17 protein-coding genes are annotated in these 14,173 nt (G+C 63.7%); 4 read left to right on the forward strand and 13 right to left on the reverse strand.

Annotation, left to right across the window (positions count from 1 at the left end; genetic code table 11):
- Window positions 1–108: 108 nt before the first annotated feature.
- The 3 genes from F804_RS17385 to F804_RS0110980 all read right to left on the reverse strand — a co-directional run bounded on the left by F804_RS17385 (window position 109) and on the right by F804_RS0110980 (window position 2,858).
- Window positions 109–471 (reverse strand): hypothetical protein, encoded by a 363-nt coding sequence (locus F804_RS17385; protein ID WP_156845235.1) that lies wholly within the window; start codon window positions 469–471, stop codon window positions 109–111.
- Between the two features lie 312 nt (window positions 472–783).
- Window positions 784–1,497 carry a cytochrome c-type biogenesis protein gene (locus tag F804_RS0110975; protein ID WP_022707796.1) on the reverse strand — a complete coding sequence of 238 codons (714 nt, stop codon included), beginning with the start codon at window positions 1,495–1,497 and terminating at the stop codon, window positions 784–786.
- Window positions 1,494–2,858, reverse strand: coding sequence for a site-specific integrase (locus tag F804_RS0110980; RefSeq protein ID WP_022707797.1), 1,365 nt, complete (start codon window positions 2,856–2,858; stop codon window positions 1,494–1,496). Before F804_RS0110980 ends, F804_RS0110975 begins: the two co-directional genes overlap by 4 nt.
- Window positions 2,859–3,184: 326 nt before the next feature.
- Between F804_RS0110980 and F804_RS17390 the strand changes: the two genes are divergently transcribed.
- Window positions 3,185–4,303, forward strand: a complete 1,119-nt coding sequence (locus F804_RS17390; RefSeq protein WP_022707798.1) for a DUF6538 domain-containing protein — start codon at window positions 3,185–3,187, stop codon at window positions 4,301–4,303.
- Window positions 4,304–4,350: 47 nt separating this feature from the next.
- On the forward strand, window positions 4,351–5,193 hold the full coding sequence (locus tag F804_RS16990; protein ID WP_022707799.1) for a site-specific integrase: 843 nt from the start codon (window positions 4,351–4,353) through the stop codon (window positions 5,191–5,193).
- 134 nt (window positions 5,194–5,327) lie between these two features.
- Here the strand turns inward: F804_RS16990 and F804_RS0110995 are convergent, their stop codons facing one another.
- Complete coding sequence (locus F804_RS0110995) at window positions 5,328–5,792, reverse strand: hypothetical protein (RefSeq protein WP_022707800.1); 465 nt, start codon at window positions 5,790–5,792, stop codon at window positions 5,328–5,330.
- On the reverse strand, window positions 5,789–6,223 hold the full coding sequence (locus F804_RS17395; protein WP_156845236.1) for a hypothetical protein: 435 nt from the start codon (window positions 6,221–6,223) through the stop codon (window positions 5,789–5,791). Before F804_RS17395 ends, F804_RS0110995 begins: the two co-directional genes overlap by 4 nt.
- A gap of 189 nt (window positions 6,224–6,412) precedes the next feature.
- Here F804_RS17395 and F804_RS16305 point away from each other — a divergent pair, with 189 nt between their 5' ends.
- Window positions 6,413–7,114, forward strand: a complete 702-nt coding sequence (locus F804_RS16305; protein ID WP_022707802.1) for a hypothetical protein — start codon at window positions 6,413–6,415, stop codon at window positions 7,112–7,114.
- Between the two features lie 21 nt (window positions 7,115–7,135).
- Here the strand turns inward: F804_RS16305 and F804_RS0111010 are convergent, their stop codons facing one another.
- The 8 genes from F804_RS0111010 to rutA all read right to left on the reverse strand — a co-directional run bounded on the left by F804_RS0111010 (window position 7,136) and on the right by rutA (window position 13,171).
- The gene (locus tag F804_RS0111010) at window positions 7,136–8,638 is read right to left on the reverse strand and encodes an NCS1 family transporter (RefSeq protein ID WP_022707803.1); all 1,503 of its coding nucleotides are present in this window, start codon (window positions 8,636–8,638) and stop codon (window positions 7,136–7,138) included.
- A gap of 72 nt (window positions 8,639–8,710) precedes the next feature.
- Window positions 8,711–9,151, reverse strand: a complete 441-nt coding sequence (locus F804_RS0111015) for a 6,7-dimethyl-8-ribityllumazine synthase (protein WP_022707804.1) — start codon at window positions 9,149–9,151, stop codon at window positions 8,711–8,713.
- The gene (locus tag F804_RS0111020; RefSeq protein WP_022707805.1) at window positions 9,144–9,635 is read right to left on the reverse strand and encodes a flavin reductase; all 492 of its coding nucleotides are present in this window, start codon (window positions 9,633–9,635) and stop codon (window positions 9,144–9,146) included. Before F804_RS0111020 ends, F804_RS0111015 begins: the two co-directional genes overlap by 8 nt.
- A complete protein-coding gene (locus F804_RS0111025; protein ID WP_022707806.1) occupies window positions 9,635–10,243 on the reverse strand; it encodes a malonic semialdehyde reductase in 609 nt (202 codons plus the stop codon). Before F804_RS0111025 ends, F804_RS0111020 begins: the two co-directional genes overlap by 1 nt.
- Window positions 10,233–11,009 carry a pyrimidine utilization protein D gene (gene rutD / locus F804_RS0111030; protein ID WP_022707807.1) on the reverse strand — a complete coding sequence of 259 codons (777 nt, stop codon included), beginning with the start codon at window positions 11,007–11,009 and terminating at the stop codon, window positions 10,233–10,235. Before rutD ends, F804_RS0111025 begins: the two co-directional genes overlap by 11 nt.
- Window positions 11,006–11,392 carry a pyrimidine utilization protein C gene (gene rutC, locus F804_RS0111035; protein ID WP_022707808.1) on the reverse strand — a complete coding sequence of 129 codons (387 nt, stop codon included), beginning with the start codon at window positions 11,390–11,392 and terminating at the stop codon, window positions 11,006–11,008. Before rutC ends, rutD begins: the two co-directional genes overlap by 4 nt.
- Complete coding sequence (locus F804_RS16310; RefSeq protein WP_022707809.1) at window positions 11,385–12,077, reverse strand: isochorismatase family protein; 693 nt, start codon at window positions 12,075–12,077, stop codon at window positions 11,385–11,387. The genes rutC and F804_RS16310 overlap by 8 nt, the downstream gene beginning before the upstream one ends.
- Window positions 12,078–12,085: 8 nt before the next feature.
- Window positions 12,086–13,171 (reverse strand): pyrimidine utilization protein A, encoded by a 1,086-nt coding sequence (rutA, locus tag F804_RS0111045; RefSeq protein ID WP_022707810.1) that lies wholly within the window; start codon window positions 13,169–13,171, stop codon window positions 12,086–12,088.
- A 239-nt stretch (window positions 13,172–13,410) separates the two neighbouring features.
- On the opposite strand from rutA, the gene F804_RS0111050 reads away from it, so the two are divergent.
- Entirely contained in the window at window positions 13,411–14,148 is a 738-nt protein-coding gene (locus F804_RS0111050; protein WP_022707811.1) for an SDR family oxidoreductase, read from the forward strand.
- Window positions 14,149–14,173: the final 25 nt, after the last annotated feature.

Consider the following 14,173-nt stretch of genomic DNA (forward strand, 5'->3'; position numbering starts at 1 on the left):
GTGGCGGATTCCACAGACTGGGCACGGCTCAACGAAAACGACAACATCGCCTTGCTGTTCGTGGTGCAACCGGACGGCGTAGGTGGGGAGTTCGGCGCGGGGTATCATTCACCATCCCCAGACTTTGCCGTGCAGAACGGCGATAGCCTCGGCTGCGCCATCGGAAACCGTCTCCGGTTCAAGCTGGTCGCTCAAGATCAAGTGCGATCTCGCCCGCACTCCTTCCTCAAGTTTCTGGACGAGGGTAAAATGCGCTTTGCCACGCGGTGCGACCGGAAAATTCGCTCTTGCATTGGCGGCAAGAGCGGCCGAACGCATGATCGCAACGGCAAGCGTTTCTCCCTTTTTCGGCACCGGCTGGTCGCGCGGATCAGGAAAGAACTCTCCCGGGATCATCCGGCGAATGCGGAAACTGCGGCCCGGGTGGGCATCAAACCAGTCGCGGTCCACTGCAAGGAGTTCTTCGGTCATCACGCGGCCCCGTGGCGAACGGTGCGGCCTTCCGCCCACTCCAAGACCGAGGGGACATGATACCGGACCGCACCACGGCCGAAGACGACATAAGGAGGGCCTTCAAGGTCCCGATAGTGCCGGTATTTTTCCAGCGAAGAGCGCGAGAGACCGAGAATCTTCGCGGCGTCATCGGTGCTGACATAAAGGGGAAGGGATTCGTTTTGCATTTCAGGCTCCGGGCAGGGATTTACCTGGACACCACAGCATGAACTTTCCGAATTACCTAACCAGTGCAAGCACTTGTATTATTGCTGCAAGCACTGAGAATTTTCAGCCCTCGAAATCCCGACTCATTTCGCTCCCGTCCTTGATCTCTTTGATCCACCTATAAACCGTGGCTTCGGAAGGGCGTTTCTGATCCTCCCTGTCACCGAACTCGTCAATCAAATAGCCAATAACTTCTTGCGGTCTTTTCCCTTTGGCAACCAGCCGCCGGACAATGGGGAAAAACTCTGCCCTCTTGGGGTCCTTGTCGCGCTTTGCCTTGCCACCGAGCGAGGCGACTTCTCTTGCGATCAGCGGGACGTGCGGCGTGTCAGCCGAGGCGTCCAGTGCCTCGGGGGGCAGGTATTTCCGGCATTCAGGATCACCCCGGGCTATCTTAAGCCACGGAATGGGCACCCCGCCCGCAACCGTCTTCGCAATCGCCTCCTTGGGGGGCATGGTAGTCAGGCGCAGCCCGCCAATATAACCGTGTTGCTCCTCGAGTCCGGCATTCAGTTGCCGCAGGTCATCGGGTTTGCGCGCACCGAACGGGACTCCGTAGAAATCATCTGCGCCGGGGAGGAAAGACATATCGGCGCCCCCGGTGTTGCGCCCCACCTCTGGATCATAGCCACACAGCACCGCCATCGCCTGCGAAGGCTTCCACGAACGCGCGGCCAGCCAATCCCGCAGCCGCCGCATCTTAGCCCGCTCCTTGGGCGGCAGGTGCGCAAGATCATCGTGGCCGCAGACCGCGCCCAGCGGGTGTTCCTGGGTCATGCCTGTTTCCCCCGTTTCCTGCCGTCAATCGGCACCACCTTCGCCCCCAAGCCGAGCGCGGCGGCTACCTCGTTTCCAATCAAATCAGCCGCACGGCGCTGCGGATCGGCGGCAAGGTGGGCGTAACGTTTCGTCGTGGCCGCCTGCGAATGTCCGAGCAAAGCGCCGATCTGGTGCAGACTTAGGCCCGCCCCGGCGCCCACGGCCGCGTTGGAGTGGCGCAGATCATGCAACCGCGTTCCTTCGATTCCGGCTTCACGGCAAACCGCGCGCCAAAGGCGATTCACGTCTGCACGGGGCTTCTCGTTCTCGGTCCCCGCCGAGGTGCTGGCGATCACATAACGCCCGATGCGCGGCAGCCCGTCCAGCAAGGCTAGCGCAGCCCCTCCCAGAACGATCACCTTGGCGCCCGTCTTCGAGTCGGGCAATCGGAGCATCCCCCGCCCGAAATCGACATGCGCCCATTGCAGGTCCAAGATTTCCCGAACCCGGGCGCCGGTCAGCAAAAGGAGCCGAATTGCCGCCACCGAATGCACGTCGAAATGGGCACGGCGGTTCTCGGGCGCAGTCAGGTGCTTCGCGCCCGGTGCTGCCTCGTTCACTTGCCACGGTAGCCCCTCGGTTTTCGCTAGGGTCAGAGCAGCGCCGAGGGCCTGCATTTCTTCCGAGGAAAGGAACCGTTCACGGCCCTTCTCCTTGAACGCCTCCACACCGGACGCCGGATTCTGCGATCCCTCGGGGAGAAGGCCGAGGTCAATGGCCCACGAGAACATTGCCTTGAGAACCGCCAGCGCCCGATTGGCGATGATCGGGCCGCCGCGAGTCTTCTGCGCGGCCGTCCGTTTCGCACCTGCCTTCTTGGCGCCCGTCGCTTTCCGGGCAATCGACCCGTGCAATTTCGCCACGTCGCTCCGGGTCAACGTAACAGCCTTCCGGGAGCCTATTGCGGGCAGAATGTGGGTATCGAGAACAGCGCGATACAGCTTCGCGGTCGCCTCCTTGCGCTTGGGCTCAACGTGCCGGGAAAGCCACTCGGCCGCGATCTCGGAAATGGTGTCAGCCGCCCGGGCCTCGGCGCGTTCGGCCGCAGGATCGGCACCGAGGCGCACCTTGGCGAGGAGGTCTTTCGCCATGTCGCGGGCCTGTTCCGGCGTGACGGTCTCAGGGTTGCCCAGCACAACGCGCTTCTTGGCCGTGCCGCGCCCCCCGGCGCCCGGGCGATATTCCAAAATCCACGAGCGCGAGCCCGAGGGGCGCACGAGGAGCCCGAAGCCTTTCAAGGCGTCATCGTAATAGGTGACGGGCTTCTTGGGCGTCTCGATTGCCGCGATGGTGCGGCGGGCGATCTTGATGACGGGCATTCCGGCCTCCGGGCTTCGGGTGGCGACTTGAGAGCGGAATCGCCACCGAGTCGCCACCGATCATTGAAACCACAAGATAGGCATTCCGGCCAAAAATACAATTATGAAAGCAAAACCAGTGTTTTATTGAAAGATTGTGAAACGGCATGAAAGCCTGTGAAACCGGATTTCTATAACTGTTAATTAATTGGTCGTAGGTTCGATCCCTACCGCCGGAGCCATAAACTAAAAAGTTAGGCAAATTCAGGGGCCTGACTGAAATATCCGGTCAGATCCCGTGGGTGCGACACTCTCTGCGACACAAGAGTCGCGAAAAGGTCGCACACATGGCCGCACCCGGCACCTACATCATTCGCAGAGGCGCGACTCTTGTCTTCCGCCGCCGCGTGCCCTCCTGCGTCACGATTCTCTATCGCAAATCGTTTTTCGCATTCTCACTTCGGACGCATCTGATCGCCGAGGGACGTCGGCGAGCCGCGATCGCAAGACGGTTCACCGACGACCTCATCGGACTGATAGAGGTGTGCGGAGCGGAAATGCGCGAAGAGCGGGACATGGAGGGCGTCATCGACGACCTCATGCGCTTCGAGGTGGAAGCGGTCGAGGCGCTGCGGGAGACCTGCGGCCCCCGGTCGGCAGAAGCCGTCGCCGCCGCCATCCAGGTTCATGAAGCTACACGCGACACGCTGCGCGCGGCCCTGATCTACAATGACTATGGTGCGGTGCATGCCCCCCTCGACCGGACACTGACTCGGCTCGGCCTCGCGATCGATCCACAGACGGACAGCTACCGGAGGCTCGCACGGCGATGCGCCAGGGCACTCGTCGAGGTCGCCGAAGAGAACATCCGGCGCGAAAACGGGGTCTATCGGAGCGACTTTAGAACCATCGGGCTCACCGCCGCCAACGCGCATTGTCATCTCTTCAATCCGCCACGTCAGGTCCCGCTACCACCACCCCCAGGTGCCCCAACTGTCACCACGAATAAAGTTGCGTCCTCGAACCCGGAACGCCCCCATGAGCCGCATCTCGCAAGCGCACCTGCGGCGCCGCGGGACGTCACCCCGGCATCGGGCAGGTCCCTCGACAGGGCTGTGCCGAAATCAAGTGTCGGCACAGGTCCCGCGGATGGCGTAACGGCTTCACGGCCGATTGTCCGACGTGCCGGCATCCCGGGCGATCCGTTTCATGTCGATATTTCTCAGCTGGACGAAAGCAGTCCTTTCTCCGACTGGTTCGCCGCCGCCATCACCGAGAAACGGGAGGAGAATCCCGGGTGGGTCACGAACAGCCTTGGAAATTGGAAATCGACTCGGAAGCTTCTCGTCGAGGCACTCGGCGACCTTCCGGTGTCCGAATACACCAACCGGATGATGCTCGAGTTTCGCTCGATCCTTCAAGCCACATCGCGCTGGCGGAAAACGAGATTGAGTTCTGCGGCCTAAACCGCGGGGAAGCCGAGCAAGCACTGGCGCGAGCACGCCTGGTCCGAATGAAGGTCGCCACCGTTTACCGGCATCTGCAAGCCATCCAGTTCGTCTTCCGTCTCGCTGCCGACTACAAGGCGGTGCCGCATGACCTGATGAGAAAAGTCCTGTGGACAACAAAGCAGCTCAAGAAGCTGAAAGCTGAGGAGAAGGACATGTCACGCCTTGCCTGGGGGGACAAACTCCCTGACCTGCTCGCGACGACCGCCTTCGTATCGCCCCAGGGAGGCGCGCCCCATGCCGTGTTCTGGCCAACGCTCATTTCAGCGCATGCGGGACTTCGGATGGAAGAGGTTTTGCAACTTAAAACTGCTGACTTCGACAAGATCGACGGGATACCGGTGATCCGCGTTCAGAACGGCGAGGGCCAGCATTTGAAATCGGAGGCGGCGGAGCGCATCATCCCGATCCATCGCAACTTGATCGAACTGGGCCTTTTGCAAATGGTGGAAGAGCGCCGAGCCAGTGGTCAGGAGTGGCTGTTTCCCAATATCGAGCGTTGCGCGGCCAAGGCGCGTTTGTCCGGCACGTTCACGAAGGTGTTCACGAACTACCGGATTACCGAAGGCGTCTACGACCCGCGCCGGGACTTTCATTCCCTGCGGACTAATTTCAACGTGATCCTGAAGCGCAAGAAATGCCCTCTCGAGATCCGAAAGCGGCTGTTGGGGCACGAACTCAACGACGTCACCGAGGATCATTACGATCCGGAAGGTTCGCCGATCGCGGAGTTCGATGAATGGGTCCAATCGATCGATATCGACATTTCTGGCATAACGTCACCCTACCGCAAGGAGCGTGCCGTCGTCGGCAACGTTGTCAGCTTTGCAACCAGCGGCGCCGCTTAGGGCCTCGAGGTCAATCGGCACGTTGGATTGGGTAGCATCAGGATGCGGTCGACACGCCGGCGGCGGTGATCCGACCGCAGGCTTGAGCCAGGCGGCCCTCAAGACGCGGCGCCATCGACTGGCGCCGCGCAGGGTCATTGCTCGATCAAAGCCGTGGTTTCTCGGAGCGCCCGCGACGCGCTGAGACAGGCGAGAACAGTATCGTGCAGGAGATCCAGTTCACTCACTGCCGCTTTCAACGGTGCCGTACCGGGTTCCGTGAATGTGCACTCGTATCCGCCCCGCACGTGATTCTCGTCACCATTCCAGTAGACATGGGTGCAGTCCTTTATCTGCCCGTCCAGCATTGTGATGAGCGTTTCGAGATCTCGTGCGAACGAGTCGTCGAAGATTTCGCCCCGGCTGATCGAGCGCGCAATCGCGTTCGGGAAAGCCCGTTTCGATGGCGCCACGTCCGGGATGACGGTCTCATAGAGCGCGGTCTTCACGACATCGCCTTGCATAAGCGCCGCGGTGACGAGGCCGGTGATCAGGTCCGGTGTCATTTCGATACCGTCGACGAGTGCAGCGAAGCGGGGAAGCGTGAGCGACCGGCTCATGCCGCTTCCCCTGCATGCGCGGAATCGCCCAGTTCCGCGCGATAGGCGTCGCGCGCGCCCGCGAGGCCGTCAGCGAGGAGACAAATCTCTTCAACGACGGGTTCGGCAGGATCGAGCGCCGCAAAGCAGATGGATTCGATCCGGCCCGGGTCCTGCACGTGCTCGAGCATGAGCAGGTCGACGAGGTCGTCGAGTGCACGCATCGTGCGCGCGCCAGAATGGCCGGGCTCGCACAGGCCGTCCAGCGCCGCCAGGGCGATGCGGACGCCCGGAGCCGCGCCGAGTAACGCAGCGGCGCAACCGAGCCCGTCAGCGTGCTCGGCGGCGAAAGCCCGCAGGTCGCGGAGGGCGGGGGTCCGCGCAAATTGCGGCGCATCCCAAACCCACGATCTTGCGATGGGCGGTTGACCTGCAACGACGGACAGGAACAAAACTGCCCCGAAGAAAAGGAATGCCCGCCAGCAGGACCCGGACCTATCGCGAACTTGCCCACGATCGCAACCTTGTGAATTCGGGATCGCCTATCCTGGCTCGAACAGCTCAGCCTCAAATCCTTCGTGGATGCCGGGCATGACACGCTTGTCTACTGTTATGACCTAATCCCGAACGCCCCGGTCGGGGTGACACTGCGCGATGCGCGCGAGATCTTTCCTGACGACGAGATCATCCGCCACCGTCGCACAGGAAGCCCCGCCATCCACGCGGACCTGTGGCGACTGCACCTGATGCAGCAGACGGATTTCATCTGGGTCGATGCGGACGTCCTTTGCGTCAAGCCCTTCGACTTTGCGAACCCCTACGTGTTCGGTTTGGAGAAGCCGAAACTGGTCTGCAACGCGATCATGCGGTTGCCGCAGGATTCGAAAACGCTCGAGGGGCTTCTGGATTTCGTCAAGGACCCCTATGCGATCGGTCCATGGCTGAAACAGGAGCAGCAGGACGAACTGCAGGCGGCCAAGGCGAGAGGCAAACCGGTCCATTTCGCCGACCAGGAATGGGGTCTTACCGGTCCGGGCGCACTGTCGCATTTCCTGCGCGAAACTGGCGAATGGTCGCATGCTCTCCCGCGCGAGGCGTTCTATCCGATCTCGTTCAAGGATCGGAACAAGATGATCATGTCCCGCTTCGACATCGAGAAGGACTTCCTGACACCCGATACCTATGCCGTCCACATGTGGGCACGGCGCATGAAGCCTCGCTTGGAAGAGGCCGAGCACAATCGTCCGCGGCGCGGCAGCTTCATGGAAAAGGCGCTAAGCCGCCACGGGATCGACCCGAAGGCAGCTCCCATCCCGCCGAAGAGGAAACCCGCAGCCACGTGATCGCGGCTGCGGGCTGGGGCGTCACAGGTCCTCGCGGCCCTTGCGGCCTGCGGTCTCGGCGGGGGTCAGGCGGTCGAAGCGGCCCTGACCCAGATGCACCCAGCTGCGGCCCGCGGTGGTGGCAAGGAACTCGTCACCCGCACCGGCGGCGCATTCTGCCTGGACAAAGCGGGCCATGACCCAGCCGCGCATCAGGACCAGGTACAGCGCGAAGCCCATCGGGAAGCCGATGACGAAGCTGTAATCCGACACCAGCGCCGCGATCGTGCCCGCCACGATCCAGGCAATCAGCCCTGCCGGGTTGAAGCCCGCGACATAGCGGAACTGCCCGTCGGCGCGATAGAGGTCCGGCACGTTCAGGCGACGGCGGCGCAGGACATAGTAATCCGCGATCATGATGCCGCCGATCCCCGACAGGAACGCCCCGCAATAGCTGAGGAACACGAACAGGTTGTCCAGCAGCGCCCAGGGGAAGCACAGCGTCCCCGCGATCCCGGCCAGCGCGACGGCCATCTTGTAGTTGATGACACGCGGCGCAAGGTTCACGAAGGTCAGCGCCGAGGGGATCAGGTTGGCCGAGTTGTTGGTCGACCACTGCGCCAGCACCACCAGCACCAGCAGGACGATCAGCGACAGACCCTGCCCCTCGCCCTGGATCACCTCGACCGGGTTCCAGTTGCCGGTCGCGATGAAGGACACGGCGCCCAGGCCCGCGATCAGCGCCTGCGTCACGGGCAGCGCGACCAGCTGGCCCAGCATGATCCCGCGATTGCGGCGGAAGAAGCTGCGGGCGCCCGGCTCGGTCCGCACGAAGCGGGTCAGGTTCGGGATGTCGATGGCCAGGGTGGACCAGAAGCCCAGGTTGGCGATGAACAGCACGACCAGCGTCATCTCGCCCGTGGCGTCGAAGTTCCAGATGTTGATCCCCTCGGTCTGGGCGATGCCTTCCAGCTTGAAATACATCCAGATCGAGATCGCGATGATCGCGGGCGCGGCAAGGGCGGCCAGACGCTCGACCGACTTGATGCCGGTGGCGGTGTTGATCACCTGCAGCAGCGCGAAGGCGACATACCAGACGGCCCAGTTGTCGAAGCCCAGAAAATACTGCCCGATCCCGTTCAGCGCCAGCGCCCCCAGATAGGTCTGGACCCCGAACCACGCGGCGGCCACGATGCCGCGCGTCATCGCGGGCAGATGCGTGCCGTGCAGGCCGAAGGGCGCGCGCAGATAGACGGCGAAGGACAGCCCGTGCTCGGTCCCGATATCGGCGCTGAGCACCATGATCGCGCCGATCAGCAGGTTGGCGGCGAAGATGGTCAGCATGACGGTGCCCAGGGGCACGCCCCCGCCGACGCCCGCCGCCCCGAGCGAATAGCCCGCGATGATCACCGCGATCCCCACGAACATCCAGGCATAGCCCAGCATCGAGATGGGCCTCTGGTTCAACTGGGTGGGCAGAATGGATTCCTCGATCAGCCCGTCGCGAACGGGCCCGGAACGCGCGATCGTTTCCGTGACAGCCATGAATTTCTCCTGTTGGTGCGGGGTGCAATGCCCCGTTCCCGCCCGCTGCGGCAAGCAGGAATTTTCAGTCCGTCACGCGGTGACGGACTGAAGCTGGCGCGCGGCCATCGCGGCCTCGCGGCCCTTGCGGACGAAATGTTCGCGGAAGAAACCCACATGTTCGGGGGTTTCCTGGAAGTGGTGCGGGGTCAGCGACACCGAAAGAACCGGCACGCCCGTCTCCAGCCCCGCCTGCATCAGCCCGTTGACGACGGCCTGCGCGACGAAGTCGTGGCGATAGATCCCGCCATCGACGACCAGCGCCGCGCAGATCACCGCGTCGTAGCGCCCCGTCGCGGCAAGGCGCTTGGCCGTCAGCGGCGTCTCGAACGCGCCGGGGACGTCGATCACGTCGATCTCGGCCCCCTCTCCGATCGCCTCGCGGAAGCCCGTCAGCGATTGTGACACGATGTCGGCATGCCAGTTCGCCTTGACGAAGGCATAGCGGGCGGGTGCTGCATTGGCGTCAAGCATTCTCGGGCTCCGTTGCGGTGGTGGTGAAGACGCGGTCGGCATAGATCAGCGGGCGGCCGCCATCCGCGACGCGGCAGCCGACGACATCCGCGATGAAGATCGTGTGGCTGCCGCTTTCGCAGGTCTCGGCGATCACGCAGTCGAAGCTGGCAATGGCGCCGTCCAGCGCCCATTGCCCGTTCTCGGTCCGCGACCAGGACCCGCGATCGAAGCGTTCCTCGCGCGGCAGCGCGCCGCCGAAGCCGGTCGCCACGTCCTCGGTGCGCTCGGGCAGGACGTTGACGCAGAAGCGACCGTTCCCCGTGACGAAGGGGTGCGACGACGACCCGCCGTTCAGGCAGACCAGCAGGCGCGGCGGCGTATCGGTGACCGAGCAGACGGCCGTGGCGGTGAACCCGGTGCGACCCGCGGACCCGTCCGAGGTGACGACCTTCACGGCTGCCGCCATGCGGGCCATCGCGTTGCGGAAATCTGCCTGCTCCATCACAGGACCTCGCAGCCTTCCGAGAAGGCCAGCCGCGGCAGGCGGTCCCAGACCTTCGACGGATCGCCATAGCCCAGGTTGATGACGAAGTTCACCTTCCACGTCCCGTCCGCGAAGAATTCGCCGTTCACGCCATCCGCATCGAAGCCCGACAGCGGACCCCCATCCAGCCCCAGGGCACGCGCCGCCAGCAGCAGGTATGCCGCCTGCAGCGTGCCGTTGCGGAACGCGGTCTCATGCGCAAGATCCGGGCTGGAGGTGAACCAGCTGCGCGCATCGCCATGCGGGAACAGCTGCGGCAGCTTCTCGTAGAACTCGGCATCGAAGGCGGCCAGCACGACCACGGGCGCGGTCATCGTCTTGTCGGTATTGCCGCGCGACAGGTGCGGGCGCAGCCGTTCCTTAGCCTCGGGGGTGGTCAGGAACACGAAGCGGCCCGGCTCGCAATTGGCCGAGGTCGGCCCGAGCGAGGCCATCTCCCACAGCTTCTCGAGGACCTCGGGGGCCACGGGGCGGTCCAGCCAGCCGTTCTGGCTGCGCGCGTCGTAGAAAAGCTGGTCCAGCGCCGCCTGGGTCAGCGGAGCCTTCAGTGTCGCGTTATCGGTCATCGGTGAGGAAACCTTTCAGATCTTGCTCGAAACGGTCTTGGACCGTGATGTTGAGGGCGTGCCCGCCCTGCGGATATTCGACGACCTGCGCCCCCGGGATCGACGCCGCCAGCCGGTGCGTCTGGGCCACGTCCACCAGCGCATCGTCGACCGAGGCCATCAGCAGCACGCGCGGCCCGTTCCGGGGCCAGTCCGGCAGCTCGAAGCCCCGCAACGCGTCGATGCGGGCGATCAGGTTGTCGCGCCCGGCGAAATGGGCGACGGCATGGGCGACATCATGTTCGATACGATCGGCATTCGCACTGATCCAGAACGGCGGATAGAGGAAATTCTGCTGGAGTGCCGCAAATGCAGGCAGACCCTGCCCGTCCAGCGCGGCGATGCGGATGTCGAAGCAGCGCGCGGTGTGGTGGTCGATCCGGCCCCAGGCGTTGATCGCGACCAGCCGGTCCAGCCTGCTGTCCGCGCGACAGGCAAGGTCGAAGCCCACCAGCCCGCCCAGCGCATGGCCCAGCAGGTCGAAGCGGTCCACCCCCGCCGCGTCGCAGACCTCCAGCACGTCGTCGGCCATGTCCGCGATGGTCGTGGGGCCCAGCGCCTCGGTATTCGCGCCGGTCCCCCGCTGATCGTACAGCAGCAGGTCGAAGCCCATCGCCTTCAGGGCATCCAGATGCGGCGTCCAATAGGCCGCAGCCCCCCCCAGCCCCGAACACAGGACCAGCGTGCGGGCGCCCTCGCGCCCGCATGCCTCCAGCCGGTACTTCATTCCGGCAGCACCGCGATGGTCGCGATCTCGACCAGGGCGTCGGGCTTGACCAGGCCGCACTGCACGCAGTACCGCGCGGGCTTGTCGCCGGGGAAATACTCGGCATAGACCTCGTTGACGGCGCCGTAATTCGCCCAGTCCGTGACGAAGATGTTGTTCATCACCACGTCGTCCATCGTGCCGCCGGCCTTCTCGACCACCGACTTGATGATCTCCAGCACGTGGCGGGTCTGGGCTGCCGCATCGCCCACATGGACGACGTTGTTCTCCTTGTCGAAGGGCAGCGTGCCGGACACGAAGACGGTGTTGCCGGCAAGGACGCCCGGCAGGAACGGGGCCAGCGGCTTGCCGCTTCCTTCGGGGATGATCGGGGTCTTAGGCATCGGTGCTCTCCTGTTGGGTTGCGGTGATCGCGCTGCAGTAATCGCCGGTCATGCCCACCCATCCGAAGAAGGTCGCGACATTGTAGACCGAGGCGTCGCGCACGTATTGCGGGCCAAGGTGATGCGTGGCGTCGTCCAGCATCAGACAGTGATATTCCAGGTGGAAGCCGTCGCGCAGCGTGCTCTCGACGCAGACATTCGTGGCGATGCCGCAGAAGACCAGGTTGCGGATGCCGCGCGAGCGCAGCGCGCTGTCCAGCCAGGTGTTGAAGAAGGCCGAGTAGCGCGGCTTGGGCACCAGAAGGTCGCCTTCCTGCGGCTGCAATTCGTCGATGATGTCGTAATCCCAGCCGCCCTTGGCCAGCAGCTGCCCCCACAATTCGGGGCGGCGGCGCATGGTCTTCATGGCGTTCGACTTGGCCAGGTTCGGGGATGCCGGACCCCCGGCCTCGGAATAGCCCTGGTCCCAGCCGTTCTGCAGGAAGACGACCTGCACGCCGGCCTCGCGGCTGGCCTTCACGGCCTTGCCGATATTGTCGATGCAGGACCGCGCGCCGGTCAGGTCGAAGCCCGCCAGGTCGACATAGCCGCCCTTGGTGGCATAGCCGTTCTGCATGTCGACGACGATCAGCGCGGTTTCGGACGGATTGAAGCTGACATTCTCGGGGGTTGCGGTGATCTCCATGCCGGTCCTCATGCGGTTTCCGCCAGCTTGACGGGGTTGCGGGATTTCATCAGCGGCTGGATGCGGGTGCCGAAATCGTCGACGCCCTTGACGAAATCGTCGAAGGTCAGCAGCACGCCGCCGGTGCCCGGCACCTCGGCCACCTCGTCCAGCATCCGGGCCACGGTCTCGTAGGATCCGACCAGCGTGCCCATGTTGATGTTCACGGCGGAAACCGGGTCCGACATCTGGCGGACATTGGTGTCCTTGCCCGATTTCGTGTCGCTTGCGGCCTGCAGGCCCAGCCATTCCAGCGCCTCCTGGTCGGCGCCTGCCTTGTAGTGTTCCCACTTGGCGCGGGCGGCCTCGTCGGTCTCGTCGGCGATGATCATGAACAGCGCATAGGTCTTGACGTCGCGGCCGGTCTTGGCGGTCGCCTCCATCAGGCGTTCGGGGTTCGCCTTGAAGGCCTGCGGCGTGTTCACGCCCTTGCCGAAGCAGAAGTTGTAATCCGCGTGCTTGGCCGAGAATTCCATCCCCGCATCGGACGACCCCGCGCAGATGATCTTCATGTCCGCCTGCGGCTGCGGCGACAGCTTGCAGTCGTTCATGGTGAAATGCTCGCCCTTCATGTCGCAGGACCCGGTTTCCCACAGGTCGCGCAGAACCTGGGCGTATTCCTCGAGATAGCCGTAGCGCGTGCCGAAGAACTCGTCGCCGGGCCACATGCCCATCTGTTCGTATTCGGGCTTCTGCCAGCCCGTGACCAGGTTCACCCCGAAGCGCCCGCCCGAGATGCTGTCGATGGTCGATGCCATGCGGGCCACGATGGCGGGGGGCATGACCAGCGTGGCGGCGGTCGCGAACAGCTTGATCTTCGACGTGGCCGCGGCCAGGCCCGCCATAAGCGTGAAGCTCTCGAGGTTGTGGTCCCAGAACTCGGTCTTGCCGCCGAAGCCGCGCAGCTTGATCATGGTCAGCACGAAATCCAGTCCGTGCTGTTCGGCCTTCTGGGTGATCTCCTTGTTCAACTCGAAGGTGGGCTTGTACTGCGGGGCATTCTCGGAAATGAGCCAGCCGTTGTTGCCGATGGGAAGGAAGATGCCGATTTCCATGTCACGTCTCCTGCTGTCCGTTTTTTTGACTGTTTGATAAAAAATTGCCTCGGCGCAAAAACCGCGTGCCGGAAATGACGCAGGATTCGTCGGCTGGCTGATATTTGTGCGCGCTGCCTGCGCATCGGTGCCGCATCTGGGGAATATCCGTGCAGACCCACGATCCCGTGATGGACCCGACGGCCCACCCGATCGGTTCGCTGCCCTGAAACCCGATCACCAAACGAAGGGGAATCGACATGAGCATCGAGAACAAGGTCGTCCTGATCACCGGCGCCAGCAGCGGCCTGGGCGAGGCTACCGCCCGTCACCTGGCCGAACGCGGCGCGAAGCTGGCGCTTGCCGCCCGTCGTCAGGACAAGCTGGAAACGATCGCCGAGGATCTGCGCGCCAAGGGCACCGAGGTCGAGGTCATCCAGACCGACGTGACCGATCGCGCCCAGGTCCAGACGATGGTGGACCGCACCGTCGAACGTTTCGGCCGCATGGATGTCATCGTCAACAATGCCGGCCTGATGGCCATCGCCCCCATGGACGAGGCGAAGGTCGATGAATGGGACAAGATGATCGACATCAACATCAAGGGTGTCCTCTATGGCATCGCGTCCGCGCTGCCCGTGTTCCGCAAGCAGCAGTCGGGGCATTTCATCAACCTGTCCTCGGTCGCGGGGATCAAGGTCTTCGCGCCTGGCGGCACCGTCTATTCCGGGACCAAATACGCGGTCCGCGCGATCACCGACGGCCTGCGCGCCGAGGTGGGCGGGAACATCCGCACGACCAGCATCGAACCCGGCGCCGTGGATTCGGAACTGAAATACGGCTCCAGCCACGAGGAAAGCTCGGAGGCGGTGCAGCAGTTCTACCAGCAGGCGATCCCGTCTGACAGCGTGGCCCGCGCCATCGCCTATGCGATCGAGCAGCCCGACGAGGTGGACATCAACGAGATCGTCCTGCGTCCGACCTCGCAGGAATTCTGATCGGCGGAAGGGCGCGGGGACAGGT

Origin of the sequence: Paracoccus zeaxanthinifaciens ATCC 21588 (assembly GCF_000420145.1) — a bacterium.
GTDB lineage: Bacteria > Pseudomonadota > Alphaproteobacteria > Rhodobacterales > Rhodobacteraceae > Paracoccus > Paracoccus zeaxanthinifaciens.

What these genes read in the sequence shown, in the direction of transcription:
- F804_RS0111050 (WP_022707811.1), top strand. Translation starts at nt 13,411, where the DNA reads ATGAGCATCGAGAACAAGGTCGTCCTGATCACCGGCGCCAGCAGCGGC.
- F804_RS0111015 (WP_022707804.1), bottom strand. Translation starts at nt 9,151, where the DNA reads ATGCTTGACGCCAATGCAGCACCCGCCCGCTATGCCTTCGTCAAGGCG.
- F804_RS17390 (WP_022707798.1), top strand. Translation starts at nt 3,185, where the DNA reads ATGGCCGCACCCGGCACCTACATCATTCGCAGAGGCGCGACTCTTGTC.
- F804_RS0111025 (WP_022707806.1), bottom strand. Translation starts at nt 10,243, where the DNA reads ATGACCGATAACGCGACACTGAAGGCTCCGCTGACCCAGGCGGCGCTG.
- rutC (WP_022707808.1), bottom strand. Translation starts at nt 11,392, where the DNA reads ATGCCTAAGACCCCGATCATCCCCGAAGGAAGCGGCAAGCCGCTGGCC.
- F804_RS17385 (WP_156845235.1), bottom strand. Translation starts at nt 471, where the DNA reads ATGACCGAAGAACTCCTTGCAGTGGACCGCGACTGGTTTGATGCCCAC.
- F804_RS16990 (WP_022707799.1), top strand. Translation starts at nt 4,351, where the DNA reads ATGAAGGTCGCCACCGTTTACCGGCATCTGCAAGCCATCCAGTTCGTC.
- F804_RS0111010 (WP_022707803.1), bottom strand. Translation starts at nt 8,638, where the DNA reads ATGGCTGTCACGGAAACGATCGCGCGTTCCGGGCCCGTTCGCGACGGG.
- F804_RS0111020 (WP_022707805.1), bottom strand. Translation starts at nt 9,635, where the DNA reads ATGGAGCAGGCAGATTTCCGCAACGCGATGGCCCGCATGGCGGCAGCC.
- F804_RS0110980 (WP_022707797.1), bottom strand. Translation starts at nt 2,858, where the DNA reads ATGCCCGTCATCAAGATCGCCCGCCGCACCATCGCGGCAATCGAGACG.
- F804_RS16310 (WP_022707809.1), bottom strand. Translation starts at nt 12,077, where the DNA reads ATGGAGATCACCGCAACCCCCGAGAATGTCAGCTTCAATCCGTCCGAA.
- F804_RS0110975 (WP_022707796.1), bottom strand. Translation starts at nt 1,497, where the DNA reads ATGACCCAGGAACACCCGCTGGGCGCGGTCTGCGGCCACGATGATCTT.
- rutD (WP_022707807.1), bottom strand. Translation starts at nt 11,009, where the DNA reads ATGAAGTACCGGCTGGAGGCATGCGGGCGCGAGGGCGCCCGCACGCTG.
- F804_RS0110995 (WP_022707800.1), bottom strand. Translation starts at nt 5,792, where the DNA reads ATGAGCCGGTCGCTCACGCTTCCCCGCTTCGCTGCACTCGTCGACGGT.
- rutA (WP_022707810.1), bottom strand. Translation starts at nt 13,171, where the DNA reads ATGGAAATCGGCATCTTCCTTCCCATCGGCAACAACGGCTGGCTCATT.